This window comes from Streptomyces sp. BHT-5-2 (genome assembly GCF_019774615.1).
Classification (GTDB): Bacteria; Actinomycetota; Actinomycetes; order Streptomycetales; family Streptomycetaceae; genus Streptomyces.
On the sequence record NZ_CP081496.1, the window covers coordinates 4,979,330 to 5,000,101 of the forward strand.

At 74.2% G+C, this 20,772-nt stretch carries 19 protein-coding genes; 7 read left to right on the forward strand and 12 right to left on the reverse strand.

Annotated elements, in window-relative coordinates; genetic code table 11:
- Positions 1-24: 24 nt before the first annotated feature.
- Positions 25-1,551, reverse strand: a complete 1,527-nt coding sequence (locus K2224_RS22100; protein WP_221908253.1) for a hypothetical protein — start codon at positions 1,549-1,551, stop codon at positions 25-27.
- Positions 1,552-1,836: 285 nt separating this feature from the next.
- Between K2224_RS22100 and K2224_RS22105 the strand changes: the two genes are divergently transcribed.
- Both K2224_RS22105 and K2224_RS22110 read left to right on the forward strand, forming a co-directional pair.
- Positions 1,837-2,970, forward strand: a complete 1,134-nt coding sequence (locus K2224_RS22105; RefSeq protein WP_221908254.1) for an aminoglycoside phosphotransferase family protein — start codon at positions 1,837-1,839, stop codon at positions 2,968-2,970.
- Positions 2,971-3,301: 331 nt separating this feature from the next.
- Positions 3,302-5,326, forward strand: coding sequence for an N-acetylmuramoyl-L-alanine amidase (locus tag K2224_RS22110; RefSeq protein ID WP_221908255.1), 2,025 nt, complete (start codon positions 3,302-3,304; stop codon positions 5,324-5,326).
- An 88-nt stretch (positions 5,327-5,414) separates the two neighbouring features.
- On the opposite strand, the gene K2224_RS22115 is transcribed toward K2224_RS22110, so the two are convergent.
- Entirely contained in the window at positions 5,415-5,915 is a 501-nt protein-coding gene (locus K2224_RS22115) for a hypothetical protein (RefSeq protein WP_221909869.1), read from the reverse strand.
- 586 nt (positions 5,916-6,501) lie between these two features.
- Between K2224_RS22115 and K2224_RS22125 the strand changes: the two genes are divergently transcribed.
- Together K2224_RS22125 and K2224_RS22130 are read left to right on the forward strand one after the other, a co-directional pair.
- Positions 6,502-6,834 carry a hypothetical protein gene (locus K2224_RS22125; protein WP_221908256.1) on the forward strand — a complete coding sequence of 111 codons (333 nt, stop codon included), beginning with the start codon at positions 6,502-6,504 and terminating at the stop codon, positions 6,832-6,834.
- 66 nt (positions 6,835-6,900) lie between these two features.
- Complete coding sequence (locus K2224_RS22130) at positions 6,901-8,199, forward strand: response regulator transcription factor family protein (protein WP_221908257.1); 1,299 nt, start codon at positions 6,901-6,903, stop codon at positions 8,197-8,199.
- A gap of 25 nt (positions 8,200-8,224) precedes the next feature.
- On the opposite strand, the gene K2224_RS22135 is transcribed toward K2224_RS22130, so the two are convergent.
- The 9 genes from K2224_RS22135 to K2224_RS22175 are packed head-to-tail and all read right to left on the reverse strand — an operon-like array spanning position 8,225 to position 17,057.
- Entirely contained in the window at positions 8,225-9,157 is a 933-nt protein-coding gene (locus tag K2224_RS22135) for an NADP-dependent oxidoreductase (RefSeq protein WP_221909870.1), read from the reverse strand.
- Positions 9,158-9,168: 11 nt separating this feature from the next.
- Complete coding sequence (locus tag K2224_RS22140; protein WP_221908258.1) at positions 9,169-9,567, reverse strand: nuclear transport factor 2 family protein; 399 nt, start codon at positions 9,565-9,567, stop codon at positions 9,169-9,171.
- Positions 9,568-9,604: 37 nt separating this feature from the next.
- Complete coding sequence (locus tag K2224_RS22145; protein ID WP_221908259.1) at positions 9,605-10,630, reverse strand: methyltransferase; 1,026 nt, start codon at positions 10,628-10,630, stop codon at positions 9,605-9,607.
- Entirely contained in the window at positions 10,627-11,778 is a 1,152-nt protein-coding gene (locus K2224_RS41435; protein WP_398201686.1) for an acyl-CoA dehydrogenase family protein, read from the reverse strand. The genes K2224_RS22145 and K2224_RS41435 overlap by 4 nt, the downstream gene beginning before the upstream one ends.
- Positions 11,779-11,792: 14 nt before the next feature.
- The gene (locus K2224_RS22155) at positions 11,793-13,739 is read right to left on the reverse strand and encodes an NAD(P)/FAD-dependent oxidoreductase (protein ID WP_221908261.1); all 1,947 of its coding nucleotides are present in this window, start codon (positions 13,737-13,739) and stop codon (positions 11,793-11,795) included.
- 24 nt (positions 13,740-13,763) lie between these two features.
- On the reverse strand, positions 13,764-14,240 hold the full coding sequence (locus tag K2224_RS22160) for a flavin reductase family protein (protein WP_221908262.1): 477 nt from the start codon (positions 14,238-14,240) through the stop codon (positions 13,764-13,766).
- 14 nt (positions 14,241-14,254) lie between these two features.
- Complete coding sequence (locus K2224_RS22165; protein WP_221908263.1) at positions 14,255-14,512, reverse strand: acyl carrier protein; 258 nt, start codon at positions 14,510-14,512, stop codon at positions 14,255-14,257.
- Positions 14,513-14,556: 44 nt separating this feature from the next.
- A complete protein-coding gene (locus K2224_RS22170) occupies positions 14,557-15,792 on the reverse strand; it encodes a ketosynthase chain-length factor (protein ID WP_221908264.1) in 1,236 nt (411 codons plus the stop codon).
- On the reverse strand, positions 15,789-17,057 hold the full coding sequence (locus K2224_RS22175; protein WP_221908265.1) for a beta-ketoacyl synthase: 1,269 nt from the start codon (positions 17,055-17,057) through the stop codon (positions 15,789-15,791). The genes K2224_RS22170 and K2224_RS22175 overlap by 4 nt, the downstream gene beginning before the upstream one ends.
- A gap of 309 nt (positions 17,058-17,366) precedes the next feature.
- On the opposite strand from K2224_RS22175, the gene K2224_RS22180 reads away from it, so the two are divergent.
- Genes K2224_RS22180 through K2224_RS22190 form a run of 3 tightly spaced genes read left to right on the forward strand, consistent with a single transcriptional unit; the run spans position 17,367 to position 19,940 of the window.
- Positions 17,367-18,515, forward strand: a complete 1,149-nt coding sequence (locus tag K2224_RS22180; protein ID WP_221908266.1) for a hydrolase — start codon at positions 17,367-17,369, stop codon at positions 18,513-18,515.
- 49 nt (positions 18,516-18,564) lie between these two features.
- Complete coding sequence (locus K2224_RS22185; protein WP_221908267.1) at positions 18,565-19,014, forward strand: lipocalin-like domain-containing protein; 450 nt, start codon at positions 18,565-18,567, stop codon at positions 19,012-19,014.
- On the forward strand, positions 19,011-19,940 hold the full coding sequence (locus tag K2224_RS22190; RefSeq protein WP_221908268.1) for an alpha/beta hydrolase: 930 nt from the start codon (positions 19,011-19,013) through the stop codon (positions 19,938-19,940). The genes K2224_RS22185 and K2224_RS22190 overlap by 4 nt, the downstream gene beginning before the upstream one ends.
- A gap of 51 nt (positions 19,941-19,991) precedes the next feature.
- On the opposite strand, the gene K2224_RS22195 is transcribed toward K2224_RS22190, so the two are convergent.
- The gene (locus K2224_RS22195) at positions 19,992-20,570 is read right to left on the reverse strand and encodes a flavodoxin family protein (RefSeq protein ID WP_221908269.1); all 579 of its coding nucleotides are present in this window, start codon (positions 20,568-20,570) and stop codon (positions 19,992-19,994) included.
- Positions 20,571-20,772 lie beyond the last annotated feature (202 nt).

A 20,772-nucleotide genomic window follows, 5' to 3' on the forward strand; every position in this document is an offset into this window, starting at 1 on the left:
GCATCGCGGCCGTGGCGGGGGCGCTCAGATCGCGAAGTTCGGTCCCAGGTCCGGCCCGAGGCCCGTGCCGAGAGCCGGTCCCTTTCCCTTGGGGCGCTGCTTGGGCAGCACCTGCTGGAGCTCCTCGCGAAGGTCCTGGATCTTGCCGCAGCCGGAGTACTGGCCGGTGAGCCGGAACATCTCGCGCAGCCGGTCCCAGGTGCGGTGGGAGGAGTTCTCACCGATGGAGACCAGCGCCAACCGGGCGTAGCGATCGGCCTGTTCGGGGTCGTCGCCGATGAAGCAGGCCGAGGCCATCGAGATGTAGTCGAAGATCTGGGACCGCTGATGGCCGTTCTTGCGCAGTTGGAGCGCCTTTTTGGCGTGGGCCTGGGCGATTCTGGCGGCGGACGGGTCGTGTTCCGCGAGGGTGCGGAAGGCCAGCGCCTGCATGCCGTGCAGATCCGCCTCGTCGAACATCTGCATCCAGGCCGGCGGCGGCACATCGCGCTTGTCCGAGACGAACAGCTCCTCGGCCTCGCCGAGGGTGCGCCGCATCGCCTGGCCGTGCCCCTTGGCGGCGTGCGCCCATGCCTCGATGGTGTGCAGCATGGCGCGGGTGCGCGGCAGGGTCTCCTGACCGGAGCCGGACTGTGCGAGCTTCATCAGGTCCAGAGCGTCGTCCGGGCGGCCCAGGTGGACCATCTGGCGGGCGGCGCGGGAGAGCGCCTCGCCGGCGCGCGGACGGTCGCCGCCCTCACGGGCCGCGTGCGCCGCGATGATGAAGTACTTCTGCGCGGTGGGCTCCAGGCCCACGTCGTGGGACATCCAGCCGGCCAGTACCGCGAGGTTGGCGGCCACGCCCCAGAGCCGGCGCTGGAGGTGGTCGGGGTGGCGGTAGGCGAGCATCCCGCCGACCTCGTTGAGCTGGCCCACCACGGCCTTGCGCTGGAGGCCGCCGCCGCGCGCCGCGTCCCACCGGCGGAACACCTCGACGGAGTGCTCCAGCGCGTCGATCTCCTGTGACCCCACGGGGGCCGCCTCGTAGCGGTCGAGGCCGATCTGGTCGAGTTCGTGCAGGGATTCGTGAGCGAGCGGGTCGTCGTGGCGGAGGGCGATCGGAGCGGGGTCGGTGTGCAGCCAGTCGTGCATGGCGCCGGTGAGTGCGGAGCCCGCGGCGAGCGCCGCGCCCGCCCCCACCAAGCCGCGTCGATTGAGCATGAGGTCCATTCCCGTGAATTCCGTGAGGACCGCCGCGGTCCGCTCGGGCGCCCATGGCAGACCGTCCATGGCCTGCCGCTTCCCCGCGCGACCAGTCCGGGCGAACCCGAGGTCCTCGATGGTTACGACACGGCCGAGGCGCTCGGTGAAGAGGGAGGCGAGGACCTTGGGCACCGGATCCCTGGGCGTCTCGCCCATGTCGATCCAGCGCCGGACCCGCGAGGTGTCGGTCGCCAACTGCGGATGGCCCATGGCCGCCGCCTGCCGGTTGACCAGCCTCGCGAGTTCTCCCTTGGACCAGCCGGCCAGGCCGAAAAGGTCCGCGAGACGGGTGTTCGGCTCCCTGCTCACGTCAAGCCCCCAGGTTCCTCGACTGAGTTGACAGTAACGGCCCGTGACATGGGCTGCGAGCATTCGCCAGGGTTCGCCAGGGTGCGCCAGATGGTCTGCCACCCGCATCCGCGTGTTCGGTAGGTGTGCAGCCCCCGGCCCGGTGGCGGGACCGCATTCCCCAGGGTGCGTGCCCTGCACGGGGACCTACGGACCGGCCGCCTGTACGGGGCCCGTTCGCGGGTTCCCGCCACCGGGCCGGGAGCGCACGCAACTCGTCGGCGCACGAAGGGATCTGTCTCACCCATGTATGCAGCATCGTCCGCCGTGACCGCCCCCACCCGGACGTATCGCCCGCACCCCCACGGGAGCGGGCCGTATCTCGATCCCTCCCCTTCCGCGGGGGCGGTGGCCGGCCTCCCCGGAGGACGGAACCGGCGGGCACAGGGAATGGGCACCCAACCGCTCAGCGGGAGACTCGACTTGTCCGGCCCCCAGGGCGCCCAGCTGCGCGCCGCCGTCGCCTCGGTGCACCGCATCTGCCCGGAGTTCAACCCGGTCCAGGTGCTGCGCCGCGGCGGGAAGTCCGTACTGCTCCTGGGGACGACCGGTCGGATGAGCGCCGTCGCCAAGTGTTTACTGGACCACTCCCCCGCGTGGGCCGAGAGCTTCCGGCAGGAAATAAGTGCATACCGGGCGTTCGTCCGGCACCGTCCGCCGGTGCGGGTGCCCCGGCTGGTGGCGGCCGACCCCGACAACTGCACGCTGGTCGTGGAGCGGATGCCGGGCCGGGTGGCGGCCCTGGCGCGGCACCCCTCCGAGGCCCCGCCGCGGGCCGATGTGCGGGCCGCACTGGCGGCGATCTGCCGGGTGAACGCCTGGCGTCCGCCCGCCGGGCTGTTCGACGCCCCGCTGGACTACGCGGGCCGGATCGGGCGCTACCACGACCTGGGGCTGCTCACCGACCGCGACCTGGGCGACCTACAGAAGCTGCTGCACGGGCTGGCGCACACCCAGGGCCAGTTCTGCCACGGCGACGCACTGCTGAACAACGTCCTGCTCTCGCCCGCCGGTCCGGTGCTGCTGGACTGGGACAACGCGGGCTGGTACCTGCCGGGTTACGACCTGGCGACGCTGTGGACGGTGCTCGGCGACGCACCCGTGGCCCGCCGGCACATCAGCCAGCTGGCGCAGGCGGCGGGCACCCCCGCGCGGGATGCCTTCCTGGTGAACCTCATGCTGGTGCTCACCCGGGAGATCCGGCGGTACGAGACCGCGGTCCAGCGGACGATGCGGGAGCCCGCGCCGGCCACCACCGCGGGGGCCGGTCACCCCGGCGCGGCCGCGGCGGGCGAGGAGCAGCGGCTGCTGCTGCGCAGGCTGCACGACGACGCGCAGATGGCGCGGCGGGCGGTGCGGGCGGCGGTCGGCACCCGCTGACCGCCGGGGCTGCCGAACGGGAGATCAGTGAGCGGCGCGCCCGGCTACGGGCCGCGCCGCTCACCCATGCGTTGGTCCATTCCACTGACGCCCCGCAGGTCCCGGCCCTGTGCCGGGAAGGCTCCTGGCACTGCTGTCCCGACATGCGAAATCCGCACCGGGTGCGGTGATTGACGGTGCGTCGGCAAACCTATGGTTCTCGGCCGACCTGAGGCTTACTCTCGGGTTCTCCCGCGCGACCGCGGCCTGGCCGGCTCACGCACCACCGGGCAGGCCCCTGGCACACCACCGTCACACCGTCCCGACCCGGGCCGGCTAGAAGGAGGCTGTTTTGCGAGGATCCGCACCGGAAGACGCGCCGAGAACCCGCCACCCCGCCCTACGCAGATCCGCCACCGCCGTCGCCGCCGCGGCGCTGCTGCTGCCGCTGGTCTCCGCGGCCCCGTCCGCGGGCGCCGACCGGCCCCCGTCCGGCTCCGGCGCCCTCCAGCGGGCCTTCGGGGAGGCCGCCGCGCGCTACCACGTCCCGCGCAGCGTGCTGATGGGCGTCGCGTATCTGGAGTCGCGCTGGGACGGCCACGGTGGCGCGCCCAGTGTGTCCGGGGGGTACGGGCCGATGCACCTGACCGACGCCCGGGCGGCCGTGACGCGGGCGCCGGAGTTCGCCACGGACGGCGGGGACGCGCGCGGCGACGGCGCCCGGCCGCTCCGGGCGGCCGGGCAGTCGCGGTCCCGGCGGGTGGCGCTGCCCGTCGAACTCCCGGCCCGGCTGCGCACCTTGCCCAGCGCGGCGAAGCTCACCGGGCTGCCGGCGGCGCGGCTGCGCAGCGATCCGGCCGCGAACGTGCTCGGCGGCGCCGCGCTGCTGGCCGCCGCCCAGCGCGCGCTGGGGCTGCCGGCCAGCAGCGACCCGGGCAAGTGGTACGCGGCGGTGGCGCGCTACGGCGGCGAGGACGATCCGCGCAGCGGCGCGACGTTCGCCCGGGACGTCTTCGCGGTGATGCGGCAGGGGCAGCGCCGCACCACCGACGCGGGGCAGCGGGTCACGCTGGCGGCCGCGCCGCGGCTGGCCGCCGACGCCGCCCAGGAACGGCGTCTCACCAGCGCCGCCGCGGCCCTGCGGGCCGCCACCCGCGGTGCCGGCGGGGCGCTGGAGTGCCCCTGGACCGTCGCCTGCGAGTCCTGGCCGGCGCCCTACGAGCAGTACGACAACGACACCAACTACGGCAACCACGATCTGGCCGACCGGCCCAAGGACCAGAAGATCGACGCGATCGTCATCCATGACACCGAGGGGTCGTGGGAGACCACCCTGCGGCTGATCAAGGACCCCAAGTACGTGTCCTGGCACTACACCGTGCGCTCCGCGGACGGGCTGATCGCCCAGCACGTGCCGACCAAGGACGTCGCCTGGCACGCGGGCAACTGGTACGTGAACTCGCACTCGATCGGCGTCGAGCACGAGGGGTTCCTGGCCGCGCCGGACGCCTGGTACACGGAGGCGATGTACCGCGCCTCGGCCCGGCTGGTGAAGTACCTGGCGAAGGAGTACCGCATCCCGCTGGACCGGCAGCACATCCTGGGCCACGACAACGTCCCGGGCACGGTCCCCTCGACGATCGCGGGGATGCACACCGACCCCGGTCCGTACTGGGACTGGGCGCACTACTTCGCGCTGCTGGGCCGGCCGTTCAAGCGCACCGCGGGCCCGCACGGCGGCCTGGTCACCATCCGGCCGTCCTACGCCCTCAACCGCCCGGTCTACACCGACTGCGAGAAGGCCGGGCAGCCCTGTGCGCCGCACGGGTCCGGCGCGGTGCGGCTGTACACCGCGCCCAGCGAGAGCGCGCCGCTGGTCAAGGACATCGGGCTGCACCCGGACGGCTCGGCGAGCACGACCGGGGTGAACGACACCGGGGCGCGGGCGACGACCGGCCAGCGGTTCGCGGTGGCGGGCCGGGCCGGTGACTGGACGGCGATCTGGTATCTGGGGCAGCAGGCGTGGTTCCACAACCCGCGTTCGCATCCGACGGCGGTGAACGCCAAGGGGCTGGTGGTCACGCCGAAGGCGGGCCGGGCGGAGATCCCGGTCTACGGGCGGGCGTATCCGGAGCAGACGGCGTATCCGTCGCAGGTGCCGGTGCAGGCGGTGACCCCGCTGCCGTACACGCTGCTCGCGGGCCAGCGGTACGCGGTCGGCGGGCGGGTGCAGTCGGAGTACTTCTACTCGCCGACCTTCGACATCACCAAGCATGCGATCGTCCGCGGCCAGGACGTGTACTACGAGATCCAGCTCGGGCACCGGGTCGGCTATGTGCGGGCGGCCGACGTGGACGTCCGGTCCTCGGAGTCGTAGCCCGGGAGCGGCCGGGAACGCCGACGCGCCCGGTGGTGGCCCTGGGGCCCCGCCGGGCGCGTGGTGTGTGCGCAGCCGGTCCTGCCGATCAGCCCTGCTGGAAGAGCTCCGCCGGGAGCGGCTTGAGCAGGGCGTAGAGGTCGTCGGTGATCGGGCGGTCCCAACTGGCGATGGTCACCAGCACGCCGTCGTCGCGGTCGAACTGCACGCAGGAGATGCGGCCCTCGGAGCACTTGACGCGCTTGACGATCAGGAGGTTGTCCTGGTGCATCACGGGGGTGTCCTCGGTCTCGACGACCGTCACCGGTTCGTCGTTGCCGAGCGCCGCGAGCAGCTGGGCCACCTCGAAGGGCACCTGGTCCCCCTCGACCTCGCGGGCCGGGGAGCCCTCCGGCAGGTTGCCGATGATCATCGCCGGGCCGCGGCCGCCGAACAGGTCGTAACGGAGGAACACGCCCTGGCAGCTCCCGTCGGGCGCGGGCAGCAGCCCGGCCCCGAGATTGCCGGGCCAGTCGCCCGGGTCCATGGCGAGTACGTCGAAGTCTGGACCGGCGGGCGTGGCTGCGCTGCGGCGACGGAGGAAGGACATGCCGCCATCGTACGTGGCCCGGCCCGGCGCACGTCCGTGGCGGTGTGCGGAGCCCGTGGTCGAACTCCCGTGGTTCGCCCGGAGGGCGGGGCGGGCGACGCGGGCGCGGTTGCCGCAGGAGGGTTTGCACCGTTCCTGGCGGGCGGGGTCCTTGACGAAGTACCGCACCCAGCGCGGGGCGGGGCAGGCCCGGAGCCGGTCGCGGCCGGGGCCGCCGAGGAAGGCGGGGGGAGGCCCGGGCCAGGGCGGCGACGAGCCGGTCGGCGGCGGGTGGGGAGCCGGTCGGGAGGTCGCGCAGCACGGGGGCGCGTCGGCGTCCCGGGTGAGCCCGGGGGTGGTGGGGACCCGGGCGGCGGCGTTCAGCCGGGCGAGCGCCTCGTCCTCGGGGAGCAGTCGGCGGAGCGCCGGGCGGGCCCGGGCGGACGGCGCGGGCGAACAGCGAGCGGGCGGCGGCCCGGAGCTCCCGACGGCGGTGAGCAGTGCCCGGTCCGTCGGGGGCGGGCCGTCCTCGGCGCCGTCCAGTGCGGCGGTGTGGGCGGCGATCCGAGCGGCGGGGTCGGGCAGCTCACCCCCGAGCATCGCCGGATTGCGCGGGGCACTGCCGGTCTGGTGGCGGGAGCTGGTGATCCACACGGCGGACGCCCGGCTCGGTCCCGGAACGGACCGGTGGCCGCGGGAGCTGTGCCACCACCTCCTGGAGTATCCGGCTCCGCGTGCGCCCGAGGGCGTCCGGCTGGTGCCGGTACCGGTGGACGACGCCGCGGCGGTGCGCCGGTACGGTCCGGCCGGCGGGCCGGTGGTGACCGTGCGCGGTCCGCTCACCGCGCCGGCGGCCTGGCCGGCCGGCCGCGCCCCGCAGACCCCGCTCGACTGCGAGCGTGCGGGGGCCGCCGCGCCGCTGCCCACGCTGCGGCCCTGACCGTAAATGCCGCGCCCCGCGCCGGGTCTCAACTGCGGCCGACCGGAGGGCGATTACGATGCCCCCATGGTGTATGCGGACTGGGGGGACCCGCAGCGCACGCTGGCTGTGGCGACGGAGCTGATGCGGGCGCCCCTGAAGGAGATCCTGTCCACGCTGTCGGCCGCGCTGGCCGACCTCGTCCCCCACGAGGCCCTGGTGATGCTCACCGGGGACTGTCCCAAGTCGGCCAACTGGGGGCACGGCGACGCCGGGTTGACGGGTGAGGTCACCACGGCCGAGCTGGCGATGCTCGCCACCCAGGTCGACGTCGGCCGGCCGTGGTGGGGGCCGGCCGCGCTGGCCGGGGCGGCGCGGCCGGTGCTGGCGGTCGCCTCGGCTCCGCCGGGGTCGGCCGGGGCGCTGCTGGCCGTGGTGGTCTCCGCCGGGCGCGCGCCGGAGCCCGAAGTGCTGGCGCTGGTCCAGCAGCTGTGGGATCTGGCCACCGCGCGGGTGATCGATCTGCTGCCCGGGGAGGTGCCGGTCGACATGGCGGCCCCGTGGATCGCCAACAGCGAGCGGGCCCGGGCGGTGGCCGACGCGACCGACGCGCACATCGCCACCCTCACCGCCCTGCTGGGCGTTCTGCGCAGCCGCACGCTGGAGGACGGGGTCGCCCGGCGGACCGCCACGGACGTCGCGGTCGCCGCGCTGGTCGAGCTGCGGGCCACCGACGAGGACGCGCAACTGCCGCCCGAGGAGAGCCTCCAGGACGCGTTCGGGCGGCTGACGGACATGCTCAGCCTGCTCTCCCGCCACGGCGAGGTCACCCTGGAGTACTCCGCGCCCGGCAGCCCGCGGCGGCTGATCCCCTCGGACATCGCGCGGGCCGCCCGCACCACGGCGCGCGGCACGGTGCTGACGATGCTGGAGCAGGGCGGCGTCGAGCGGATCCGGGTGAGCTGGGAGGTCGGGGAGACCGAGCTGCGCACGGTGATCCGCGACGACGGGCCGGGCACGCTCGCCGCGGAGGCGCTGGCCGTGCACCGGCTCACCGACCGGGTCGTCGCGCTGGGCGGGACGCTGACGGTGGACGCGGTGCCGGCGTGGGGGACGATCGTCACCGTGCGGCTGCCGCTGGCCGCGCCGGACGTCCCGCGCAGCGATCCGCTGAGCGGGCTGCACCCCCGGGAGCTGGACGTGCTCCGCCATCTGGTCCACGGCCACCGGAACCGCGCGATCGCCGAGGCGCTGCACATCAGCGAACACACCGTCAAGTTCCATGTGGGAAGGATCCTCAAGAAGCTGGAGGTGCGCTCGCGCGGCGAGGCCGCAGCGCTGGCCCGCGCCGCGGGCTTCCCGGCCGCTGCGTCGCTGGTGCACTGACCCGCCGTACTGGCGCGCCGCGCGCTCAGGGTATGAGGACGACCTTGCCCATGGTGGAGCCCGATTCGATGAGCCGGTGTGCGCGGGCGGCGTCGGACAGCGGCAAGGTGTGGGCGAGGTGCACCCGCAGGGCGCCGGAGTCGGCCAGGTCGGCCAGTGCCGCGAGGCCGACGTGGTCCGGCTCGGCGGTGACGCCCAGGCACCGCAGTCCGCGGTCGGCCGCCGCGCGCGCCAGCTCCGCGTTCCGCATCTCGACGATGGTGACCAGGGTGCCGCCCGGCCGCAGCACGTCCAGGGAGCGCAGCGCGGTGTCACCGCCCACGGTGTCCAGGACGACGTCCACGTCCCGGGCGGCGTCCGCGAAGTCCGTGGTGCGGTAGTCGATCACCTCGGCGGCGCCCAGCGCCCGGACGAAGTCGGCCTTGGCGGCGCTGGCGGTGGTCAGGACCTCGGCCCCGCGGGCCCTTGCCACCTGGAGCGCGAGGTGGCCGACGCCGCCCCCGCCGGCGTGGACCAGGACCCGCTGCCCGGCACCGACCCCGACCGCGTCCACCAGGGCCTGCCAGGCGGTCAGCCCGGCGAGCGGCAGCGCGGCGGTGTGCGGATGGTCCAACGACGCCGGTTTGCGGGCGAGTTGACGGGACGGCGCGGTGACGTACTCGGCGTAGCCGCCGGCGGCCCGCGGCATGAGCGGCATGCCGAAGACCTCGTCGCCGACGGCGAACCGGGTGACTCCCGGCGCGACCTCCTCGACCACGCCGGAGACGTCCCAGCCGACGACGAACGGCGGTGGGCCCAGCAGCGGGATGGTGCCGGAGCGGACGTGCGCGTCGATGGGGTTCACCCCGGCCGCCCGCACCCGCACCAGGACCTCGTTGAGCAGCGGCCGCGGGCGGTCGGCCGCGGCCGGCTCCAGCACCTCGGGGCCGCCGAACGACCGCTGGGTGACGATGTGCATCCGGTCGGCCGTCACCGGGCGTCCGCGATCATCGCGTCGAGGGTGGTGCCCTCGGGGACGGCCTGTCCCACGTCCCAGTGCTCGGCGAGTCTGCCGTCCGCGATCCGCCACAGGTCCACCACGATCACCGGCGGGGCGTCGGGAGCGACCCGGACGACGCCGTGGGTCCACACCTGGTCGCCCTCGGCGAGCACACGGTGGATCGTCAGGGCGAAGTCGGGGAACGGCGTGGCGGCGTGCTCCCGGAAACTGTCGATCGTCCGGTCCGGGCCGACGCCGGCGCCCGGGTGGTGGTTGGTGAAGTCCTCGGTGAGCAGCGCTCGCGCCCGGTCGAAGTCCTTCTCGTTGTAGAAGAGGCGGATGAACTCGGCGACGAGTTCCTTGTTGGCCTTCAAGAAGCCGGACTGCATCGGTGGTTTTCCTTCCTCGTGCCTGGCTGTCGTTCCGTCATTCCTTGATGCCGACCACGATCGAGTCCGGGCCGACGAGGTGCTCGCTCCAGGTGCGGCCGAAGCCCGCCTCGGCCATCCAGGCCCGGCACTCGCGTGCGGTGTAGCCGAAGCCTCCGTCGGTGACCGCGCGCATGGTCAGGCTCATCAGCAGGGCGAAGGCGTTCTCGGACCGGTCGTCGTCGATGAGCGAGTCGTAGACGACGACCGCGCCGCCGGTGGGCAGGGCCTGCCATGCCTTCTTCAGCAGCAGCCGCTTCTTCTCCAGGTCCCAGTTGTGCAGGATGTGGCCGAAGGTGAAGGCATCGGCCCGGGGGAAATCATCGGCGAAGAAGTCGCCGCCGGCGAACGTCAGCCGCTCTTTCAGGCCATGGGCGCGGACGTACTCGTCGAAGACCGGACCGGCCGCCGGCAGGTCGAAGCCGACGCCGGTCAGATGCGGATTGGCCAGCAGGACCTGCACCGCCAGATCGCCCTGGGCGGTGCCCATGTCGGCCACGGTCCGGTAGTCCCGCCACGGCACCTGCCGGGCGATGGCGCGGTTGGCGGTGTGGCTGATGCCGGTCATGGACGCGAGGAACTGCTTCAGGCGCACGGGGTCGGCGTAGAGGGCGTCGTAGGTGTCCAGCTCGCTGGACTGCGACTCGTCGTGCGGCCGTCCGGTGAGCAGGGTGTCGGTCAGGTGGTGGTAGATGCCGTACAGCCGGGAGTTGGCCATCTCCAGCAGGCCGCCGAGGTGGGCGTAGTCCGGCTTGTCGCGGTCGAGGAAGGCGTCGGCGTCCGCGGCGTTGTGGTAGACGCCGTCCACCCGCCGCAGCAGGCCCAGCGCGACCAGGGTGTCGAGGAAGTCCTGCGCCGCGCGCGGGTGCAGGCCCAGCCGGCCGGACAGCGCCGGGCCGTCCGCGGGGGCCTTGGCGAGTTCGGTGAACACGCCGAGTTCGACGGCGCTCAGCAGCGTCTTGGACGCCTGGAAGGCCATGCCGAGTTCGAGGATGCGGTCGGGGGTCGGTCCGGGCTGGCTCACGGGGTGCTCCTTGGGGTGAAGAGGGACCGGGCGTAGGCGCGGGCCGTCGGCTCGATCTGGAGGGCCTGGTGGGTGGCGATGGCGTTGACGTCGCGCCAGAAGCGCTGGAGGGGGCCGCCGGCGGCCTGGCCGCTGGTCCCCGCGGTGCGGAAGATCCGGTTCACGGTGCCGGCCAGCGTGTCGACGGCGAAGGCGCTGTCCCGCGCGTTGCGGGCGACCTGTGCCGGGGTGATCGGGTCGCCGCCGTCGGCCAGGTCCGCGATGCGCTCCAGCAGGAGCCCGGTCGCGTCGATCTCGGCGGCGCTGCGGGCCAGTACGGTCTCGTAGGTGGTCCGGTTGTCCAGGGCGCCCGGTACGCCGGGCAGTACGGGGACGTCGCGCAGCTTCCTGCCGAGGTGGTCGGTGAGCAGGGCCAGCGCGCCGCGGGCCGCGCCGAGGGCCGGGACGACGAACGTCAGGCCGTTGACGGCGGGCAGCGGTGCGAGGCCGGCGGTCGGCGGCTCGCCCGGTTCGGCCGGGCGGCCGGCGAAGAGGGCCGCCCGGTCGCCGATCCGGTGCGCGGGGACGAAGACGTCCTCCAGCACCACGGTGTTGCTGCCGGTGGCCTGCATGCCCACGCTGAACCAGGTGTCCTCGGCCCGGCACTGGGCGCGCGGCACGGCCACCAGCGTCAGTCGCGGACCGCCGCGGGCCAGCAGCTCCTTGGCGCAGACGACGACCCAGTCGGCGCACTCGATGCCGCTCATGTACGGCCAGCGGCCGGAGACCCGCAGTCCGCCCTCCTCGCCGACCGCCTCGCCGAACGGGATGACCGAGCAGACCACGGCGGCGTCGGGCCCCTCGGCCCAGATCTCCTGCTGCCCCTCGGCGGGGAAGAACGACACGAACCGGGGCGAGCTGGCGAACAGCGAGGCGCACCAGGCGGTGGCCGTGCAGGTCTCGCCGATGGTGGTGACCGCGCCCATCAGCTCGCGGAAGGTGCCGGCGCTCCCGCCGAACGCGGCGGGGACGAAGTGCCGCATGAACCCGGCCCCGGTCAGGGCCTTGACCACGTCGGGACTGAGCCGGCGTTCGCGTTCCATCTGGGCGACCAGGCCGGCGGCCCGTTCGGCGACGGCCGCGGCGGCCGCCGGAAGTGACTCGCGCACTGGGTGCATTCTCATCATCCTCGATCGGTTCGGCGCAGAACGTAGTCGGCGGGGTCGGCGGTCCGGGTGCGGCGCCAGTACTCCTGGGCGGAATAGGGCCAGTTGGTGGCGGAGCGGCCGTTGGTGCGGTACCAGCCGCCCACCGTCGACCAGCCCCAGGCGCGGTGGGCGTTCCCGGTGTCGATCCAGCGGTTGTAGGCGTCGTGGGTCTCCCGGCGGACCTCCACGGCGCGGTGTCCGCCGGCCAGCACGAGCCGGAGGACGTCCAGGACCTGGGTCATGGCGCACTCCGAGAAGTAGACGATGCTGCCGCCCTGGCCGACAAGGTTGGTGTTCGGCCCGTACAGGCAGAACAGGTTGGGGAATCCGGGCACGGTGATGCCCAGATAGGCCCGCGGGTCGCCGTGCCAGGTCGTGTGCAGGTCGGCACCGTCCCGGCCGGTCACGGTCATGGGGGCGAGGAAGCGGGACGCCTGGAATCCGGTGGCGTAGACCAGGACGTCGGCGGCGTGTTCGGTACCGCCGGCGACGAGCCCGGTCGGCGTCACCCGGTCGACGGGCGCGGTCACCAGGCGGACGTCGTCCCGCCGGAGGGCGGCCAGCCAGCGGCCGTCGTCGCGCAGCACGCGCTTGGCGCCGACCGGATAGGCCGGGGTCACGGCGTCCAGCAGCTCGGGGTGGTCGGGCAGTTGGGCCGCCATGGACCGCAGGAGTCCGGCGCGCAGTTCCTCGTTCAGTGCGGAGACCGCGCGCTCGGTGGGCGGGTGGCCGGGGTCGACGATCCAGCCCTCCAGGATGCCCCGCAGCCCCGGGGCGAGGAGCGAGAGGCGGTACCACTGGGCGTAGTAGGGCAGGTGCTCGCACAGCCAGCGGGCGCCGTCCGGCATCGGGCGGCGGTAGTGCGGGGTGGGCCGCAGCCACGGGGGGTTGCGCATGAAGACGACGACCTCGGCGGCCGTTCCGGCCAGCTCCGGGACGATCTGGAAGGCGCTGGCGCCGGTGCCGACGACGGCGACCCGCCGGCCGGCGAGGTCGACGCCGTGGTCCCAGGCGGCGGAGTGGAAGGCGGGGCCGGCGAAGTCGTCCCGGCCGGGGAAGTCCGGCAGTTGGGGCCGGTTGAGCTGGCCCACGGCGCTGATGACGGCGTGGTGGGTGACGGTGCGCGCGCCGTCCGGCCCGCGGAGGTCGAGGTGCCAGCGGGCCGCGTGCTCGTCCCAGCGCAGGGCGGTGACCTCGGTGCCGAAGCGGATGCGGTCGGTGAGCCCGGCCTCCTTGGCGAAGTCGCGGAGGTAGTCCAGGACGGTGTCGTGGGTGCAGAAGTGGTCGGGCCAGTCGGGCCTGGGCGCGAAGGAGTAGTTGTAGAGATGGCTGGCGACGTCGGTGCGGCAGCCGGGGTAGGTGTTCTCCAGCCAGGTCCCGCCGACGTCGGGGTTCTTGTCGTAGAGGACGAACGGGATGCCGGCCTGCGCCAGGCGGTGGCCGGCCAGCAGACCGCTGAACCCGGCGCCGATGACCGCGACCCGGAAGTCGCGGTCCGGGGCGAGCTGCCGGAGCGTCCAGTCGGGGGCCCTGGGGTCGTGGCCGGGGAGCACGATCTCCTCGGCGAGCAGCGGCAGCAGGTCCTCGGTGTCGGCGCCCATGGCCCAGGTGGTGATCGTGCGCAGCAGCTCCCGGTCCGGTGGGTCGGGCGGTGCGCCGGGGCCGAGGTCGCGCAGCCGCAGCAGGGTCCGCACGGCCCGTTCGCGGGCGGCGGCCTGCTGTTCGCCGGTCAGGCCGCCCTGCGGTGCGAACAGCCAGCCGGGGGCGCCGGGTTCGGCGCCGAGCAGCGAGGGGTCGCCGGTGAGGTGCGCGAGCGTCATCAGCAGCGCGGGGACGTCCGCGCCGGCCAGGTGCCGCCGCAGGGTCTGTGCGTCACCGGTGAGCGGGGGGAACGGCCTGCTGAACGGCCTGCTGAACGCCATGGGGACAACCGCCTTCGCAGTAGGTCAGCGCGCCGGGCTGATCGTGGTGAACTTCCGGTCGACGTAGACGGCGGGCGCCCCGTCGTCGGCGAGCCGGTGGTCGACGACCTTGCCGACGAGGATCAGGTGGTCCCCCGCTTCGTGCCGCCCGTCGACCAGGCAGTCGAGGGTGGCCAGGGCGTCGTCGACGACCACGCCGCCGCGCGCGGTCCGGGTGAAGCCCCCGGCGGCGAACTTCTCGGCGGTGCGGGTCGCGAAGCGCCGGGCCAGCTCGGCGTGCTGCCGGCGGAGCACGCTGACCGCGAACTCCCCGCTGCGCTCGAACACCGGGAAGCACCGTGCGGACCTGGCCACGCAGATCAGCACCAGCGGCGGGTCCAGGGACACCGAGCACAGGGAGCCGACGGTCAGGCCGTGCGGTGCGCCGGCCTCGTCGCAGGTGGTGGCGATGGCGACGCCGGTGGGAAAGCGGGCCATCGCGTCCTTGAAGTCGTGGGTCATGGTGTGCACGCCGGTCAACCCGCCGGGTGCGGGGCGCCGTTGACGAGGTCGAGGACCGCGCGCGGGGTGGTCAGTTCGGCGATCCGGTCGTCGGGTATGTGCACGCCGTACTCGGAGGTGATGCGGGCGGCGGTCTCCAGCATGGCCAGCGAGTCGTAGCCGAGGTCGGTGAAGTCCGCGTCCAGGATGTCGCCGGACAGGCTGTCGTCGTCGGTCGCCCCGGCGCAGTCGATCAGCAGGCGGCGGAGGTCGTCGAGGGTCATCTGGGGCATGGTGGGCTCCTTGAGAGGTGTGGGCGGGCGGTTCGGTGTCGGACTCAGGGTGTGCGGGCGGTGCGTACGACGAGCGCGCTGTTGAAGCCCCATCGGCCGCGGGCGAGCACCAGGGCCGCCGACAGCGGGCCGGGCCGCGGCGCGCCCCGCACCAGGTCGATCCGGTACTCCTCGGGCACCTCGGTGGTGCCGGCGGTCGGCGGGATCACGGCGTCGCGGAGGGCCAGCAGGGCCGTGCAGACGTCCACCGGACCGCCGCCGGAGTAGAGGCGTCCGGTCAGTGTCTTGGGGGCGGTCACCGGCACTCCGCACGGCCCGAAGAGGCCGCGGAGAGCCTCGGCCTCGGCGCGGTCGAGGTCCGGTACGCCGGCGGCGTCGGCGAACACCACGTCGATGTCGTCGGGGGTCAACCCGGCGTCGGCGAGGGCAAGTTCCGCGGCGCGGCGCAGGCCGGGCGGGCGCGGCGAGCCCGGCGGCGGGTCGAAGGTGGTGGCGTATCCGGCGATCTCGCCGTGGAGGTGCGGGGCGCCGCGGGCGGCGGCCGCGCCGGCGGCCTCCAGGACGAGGATCGCGCCGCCCTCGCCGGGGACGTAGCCGCGGGCATGGGTGTCGAAGGGCAGATAGCCGCGGTGCGGGTCGGTGGCGGTGCTCAGCCGCCCGCCGGAGATCTGGGCCACCCAGCCCCAGGGGTCCAGGGCCGAGTCGACGCCGCCGGTGACGACCATCGGCGTGCCGCGCAGCACCGTCCGGCGGGCGTGGCCGAGGGCGTCGAGTCCGCCGGCCTGTTCGGCGACCAGCGCGCTGCCGGGGCCGCGGAGGCCGTTGCGGATGGAGATCTGTCCGGTGTTCACCGCGTAGAACCAGGCGTAGGACTCGTAGACGCTGACCGCGCCGGGGCCCTGGGACCAGAGCTTGTGGAACTCGCGGTGGGTGAACTCGAAGCCACCGGAGGCGTTGGAGGTGACCACGCCCATGTCGTAGTCGGCGTAGGCGCCCGGCTCGATCCCGGCGTCGGCCAGCGCCCAGTCGGCGGCGACCAGGGCGTACCGGGTGGAGACGTCGGTCTGCGGCAGGAGGCGGCTGGGCAGGTGGTCCGCCGCCTCGAAGCCGTCGATCTGGCCGGCCAGCCGGGCCGGGTAGCGCGCGGCGTCGAACCGGTCGAGGGTGCCGATGCCGCTGCGGCCTTCGAGGACCGCCTTCCAGTACTCCTCCAGGCCCAGGCCGTTGGGGGCGATCAGTCCGATGCCGGTGACCTGGACGGCTTCCCGCTGCGCCGTCATGTCCGGGCACCCCCGGCCCGGCGCAGCACCATCGCGCTCTGGAAGCCGCCGAAGCCGCTGCCGACGGTGAGCACGTTGTCGAGCCTGCGTTCCCGGGCGGTCCGCGGGACGTAGTCGAGGTCGCATTCGGGGTCGGCCTCGTGGAGGTTCGCGGTCGGCGGTATCACGCCGTTCTCCAGCGCCAGGGCGCAGGCGGCGATCTCGATCGAGCCGATGGCGCCGAGGGAGTGCCCGACCATGGACTTGATGGAGCTGACCGGCGCCCGGTAGGCGTGGTCGCCCAGGCTGCGTTTGTAGGCGGCGGTCTCGTGGCGGTCGTTCTGCTTGGTGCCGGAGCCGTGGGCGTTGACGTAGTCGATCGCGGTGGGGTCGATCCGGGACTCGTCCAGGGCGACGCGGATGGCCTCGGCCATCTCCCGGCCGTCGGGCTTGAGTCCGGTCATGTGGTAGGCGTTGCAGCGCGAGGCGTAACCGGTGATCTCGGCGTAGATGTGCGCGCCGCGCCGCCTGGCGTGCTCGTGGTCCTCCAGGACGAACAGGGCGGCGCCCTCGGCGAGGACGAAGCCGTTGCGGGTCCGGTCGAACGGCCGGGAGGCGTGCTCGGGGTCGTCGTTGCGGGCGGTGGTCGCCTTGATGGCGTCGAAGCAGGCGACGACGATCGGGGTGATCGGGGTGTCGGAGGCGCCGGCGAGCATCACGTCCGCGCTGCCCTCCCGGATCAGCTGGCAGGCGTGCCCCACCGCGTCGATGCCGGAGGTGCAGCCGTTGGAGACCATCGTCACCGGGCCCTCGGCGGCGACGGTCCACGCCACCTCGGCGGGCATCGCGCTGGGCATCAGGTAGTCGAACATGTGCGGGGACAGGCTGCCGTGGTCGACCAGCCAGTTCCGTCCGCTGTCGGACAGCACGAGGTACTCCTGCTCCAGGCTGGTCGCCGCGGCCACCGCGCTGCCCAGGCTGACCCCGACCCGGCCGGGGTCGAACGCCTCGAACTGCAGCCCGCTGTCGGCGATCGCCTCCCGCGCGCACACCACGGCGAACTGCGACGCGCGGTCCATGCGGCGGATCTCCAACGGGGAGAGCCCCTCGTGCACCGGGTCGAAGTCGGCCTCGCCGGCGACCTGCGAACGGTAGGGGGACGGGTCGAAGAAGGAGATCCGGCGGGTGGCGGTGCGGCCGGACGTCAGCAGCTTCCAGAACGCCTTCGCCCCGTCTCCGCCCGGCGTCCGCACCCCGATGCCGGTGATCACCACGCGGCGCGTCATCGCACACCGCCCGTCGTCCTCGAAGCTGCTGAGTCGGTCATCTCGATCCCCTTCCCCCGGAATCACACGGCGCCGGCGCACGGTCCGCCGCAGCACGGCGCAACAAGACGTTCGGCAGGTTCCGGGCCGCTGCTCGGACCTCGCTCGAAGCCCGGTGGTGCGCGGATCTCCCCGGTGGGGCGGCCGGGTTCGAGCGAGGATCGAGCCATCTGCGAACGGGGGGCGCAAGCGTTCCGGGGCGCCGGCCAGCCGTTTTCGCGGCGGGCCGGTCCGCACCAGCCGATCCACCGAGCCGAGGAGCGCACCAGGATGGACGACCTGACGTCAACCACGCTGCTGGCGGCGGCCGGGGACGTCGCCGCGGCGGCGGCCCGCTGCGCGCCCGCCGCCGAAGCCGCCCGCCGGCTCGACCCCGATGTGGTCAAGTCCCTGGTCGCGGCGGGCTTTCCGCGCCACTTCGTGCCGGCCGGCCACGGCGGGCGGGAGGGCACGTTCGTGGAGCTGCACCGTGCGGTGACCGCGGTCGGCGCGGGCTGCACCGCCACCGCCTGGTGCGCCTCGCTGGCCGCGCACGTGTCCCGGATGGCCGCGCACCTGCCCGCCGAGGGCTGCCGCGAGATCTGGGCGGACGGCCCGGACGCCCTGCTGGTCGCCGCCCTGTCCCCGGTCGGCACGGCCGAGCCGGTGCCCGGCGGCCACCGGCTCTCCGGCACCTGGCCGTTCGTCAGCGCGATCGACCACGCGGACTGGGGCCTGCTGTCCGCCATGGCGCGCACCGGCGGCGAGCCCGAGCCGCGGCTGTTCGCGGTGCCGCGCAGCGCCTGGCGGACCGTCGACAGCTGGCGGAACGTGGGCATGGCCGCCACCGGCAGCAACACGGTGATCGTCGAGGACGTCCTGGTCCCGACGGCCCGCTCGATCAGCCGGGAGGACCTCTTCACGGGCCGGGCCGCCGCGTCGAAGGCGCCCTGCCATGCGGTGCCGATGCAGTCCACGACGATGATGTTCGCCTCGCCCGCGCTCGGCGCCGCCAAGGGGGCGCTGGCCGCCTGGATCGACCACGCCACGGCGAAGCTCCGGGCGGCGGCCCGCCGTTCCGGGCCGGTGCCGGCCGGTATGCCGACTGTCGACCGCGCCCCCTACGACATGGTCCTGGCCCGCAGCGCCGCCGAGATCGACGCCGCGGACCTGCTGCTCGAACGGGCCTCGGCGACCGCGGACTCGGGCCCCGGCATCGAGGGGCCGGCGACCATGCGGAGCTGGCGCGACTGCGCGGCGGCCACCGACATCCTCGTCGGCGTGGTGAACCGGCTGTTCCGCGCGGTGGGCACCAGCGGCCAGTCGTCGACCGACCCGGTGCAGCGCTTCTGGCGCGACGTCAACTCGGTGGCCGGGCACCAGGCGCTCCGGCCGGAGTCCGCCGCCACCGCCTACGGGCGGACCGTCATCGAGATCTGACGCCCGGCCGCGCCGCCGCCCGCACCCACCACGTCTGCGAAGGGGTCCGATGACCAGCACGACCAACCCCCGCCCGCCCGCGGTCTCTCCGGAGGAGCTGGTCGGGGCGTGGGAGCTGATGTCCTATGTCACCGTCGGCGAGAGCGGCGCCCTGGGCGAGGGGCCCCTGGGGCCGGACCCGCGGGGACTGCTGCTCTACAGTGCCGACGGGCGGGTGGCGGTGAGCATGATGCGCGGGGACCCGCCGCCGGCCGGCCGGGAGGGGCCGGCCCCGCGGTTCATGGGATACGCCGGGACGTGGCGGCTGACCGGGAAACGGGTCGTCCACGAGGTCGCGGTGAGTTCGCACGGATACCTCGTCGGCACCCGGCAGGTGCGTCAACTGACGCTGGACGGGCCGGTGTTGACGCTGACCGGCTCGGCGGGCGCCGCGGGCGGGCCGCCGCAGCAGCGCGTCCTGATCTGGCGGCGGGCGACGACGGCGGGAGACCGGCCGTGAGCCATGACTTCGATCCCGAACTGGCGCCCTTCGCGGCACGGATGCGGCCGCTCGACTACGCCGACCCGGCGGGAGCGCGGGCCGCTCTCCGCGAGGTGATGGCACGTCAGCCGTCGTACGAGCCGGTGTCCCGGGTGGCGGTGGAGGACCGCAGGGTCCCGGTGCCCGGCGGGCCCGCGGTGACCGTACGGCTGTACCGGCCGCTGGACCGCCGTGGTCCGCGGCCGGCGCTGGTCTTCCCGCACTGGGGCGGCTTTCTCACCGGCGATCTGGAGACCTCGCGGACGGCCGCCACCCGGATCGCCGATCTGGTGGGCGCGGTGGTGGTCTCGCCCGACTACCGGCTCGCGCCCGAGCACCCCTTCCCCGCCGGTTTCGAGGACTGTGCCGCCGCGCTGGAGTGGACCGCGGCGCACGCCGCCGCGCTGGGGGTGGACCGCGACCGGATCGGCGTCGGCGGATTCAGCGCGGGCGGCGGGCTGGCCGCCGGCCTCGCCCTGCGGTCCCGCGACCGCGGGGGCCCGCCGGTGCGCTTCCTCTATCTGCTCTTCCCGCAGTTGGACGACCGCCTGGCGACCGTCTCCGCCCGGAAGTTCGTGGACACCCCGATGCTCGACCGCCGCGGTCTCGTGCTGAGCTGGCGGCACTACCTCGGCGGCCGGGAGCCCTCGCCGTACGCGGCGCCCGCCCGGGCCGGGGAGCTGCGCGGACTGCCGCCGGCCTTCGTGGGGGTGTGCGAGTACGACCCGCTCCGGGACGAGGGCATCGCCTTCGCCCGCCGGCTGACCGGGGCCGGTGTACCGACCGAGCTGGTGCACTATCCGGGCACCTTCCACGGTTCCGTGGGCGTCGCGCACGCCGCGGTCTCCCGGCGGATGGTGGCCGACCAGATCGACGCGCTCCGCCGGGGGCTGGGGCGCCCCTGACGGATCTCCGCGGCGTCGTGCGCCGCGGAGATCCGCGCCGCCCGTCGGCGGTCAGGCCAGCGACCTGGCCCGGTGGAGCAGGCGGGTGTGCTCGGCGACGCGCTGCCCGAGGTGGGACGCGGTGAGCAGGTCGGACTTCTGCATCGCGTCCGGGCCGGAGTCGCCGGGCGACTGGGCCATCGCACCCAACCAGCCGCCGAGGCGGTTGAGTTCGCCCTCGCCGGAGCCGGGCAGCAGGTCGAGGTTGACCCAGTGCATGCCGTGCTGGGCCGCCAGCACGGTGAAGTACTGCAGGGTGTTGAGCTTGTCGCCGCTCATCGCGCCGGAGCTGGTGAAGCCGGCCGCCACCTTGTCCTTCCAGGTCTGGGCGTACCAGCGTCCGCTGGTGTCGTGGGCGAAGGTGTGGAACGCCGGGCTCGCCGAGCCCATGTAGGTGGGCGCACCGAAGACGATCGCGTCGGCGGCGTCCAGTACGGCCCAGTGCTCCTCGGTGAGCGCGTCGACCGAGAGCATCTGGACGGCGGCCCCCGCCACCGACGCCGCGCCGTCCCGGACGGCCTCGGCCATCCTGGACGTGTGCCCGTACCCGCTGTGGTAGGCGATGACGACGGACACCGTGCTGTCGGACATGTGATTTCCCCTCGTGATGGCACGTTCGACGGGGCGCGCCCGGCGCGCACCCGTATCTCCCCGACGGCCGCTCGGCACGGAGCGGCGCGTCCTGCCCGAAGCCTCCCAGTTCCGCCCGGCACGGCGCACTGGCCGAGCGGGCTGTTCCACCTGCCCGAAAGGACTGCCCGTCCGCGGCCCTTTACGAATATCCGGCAAAATC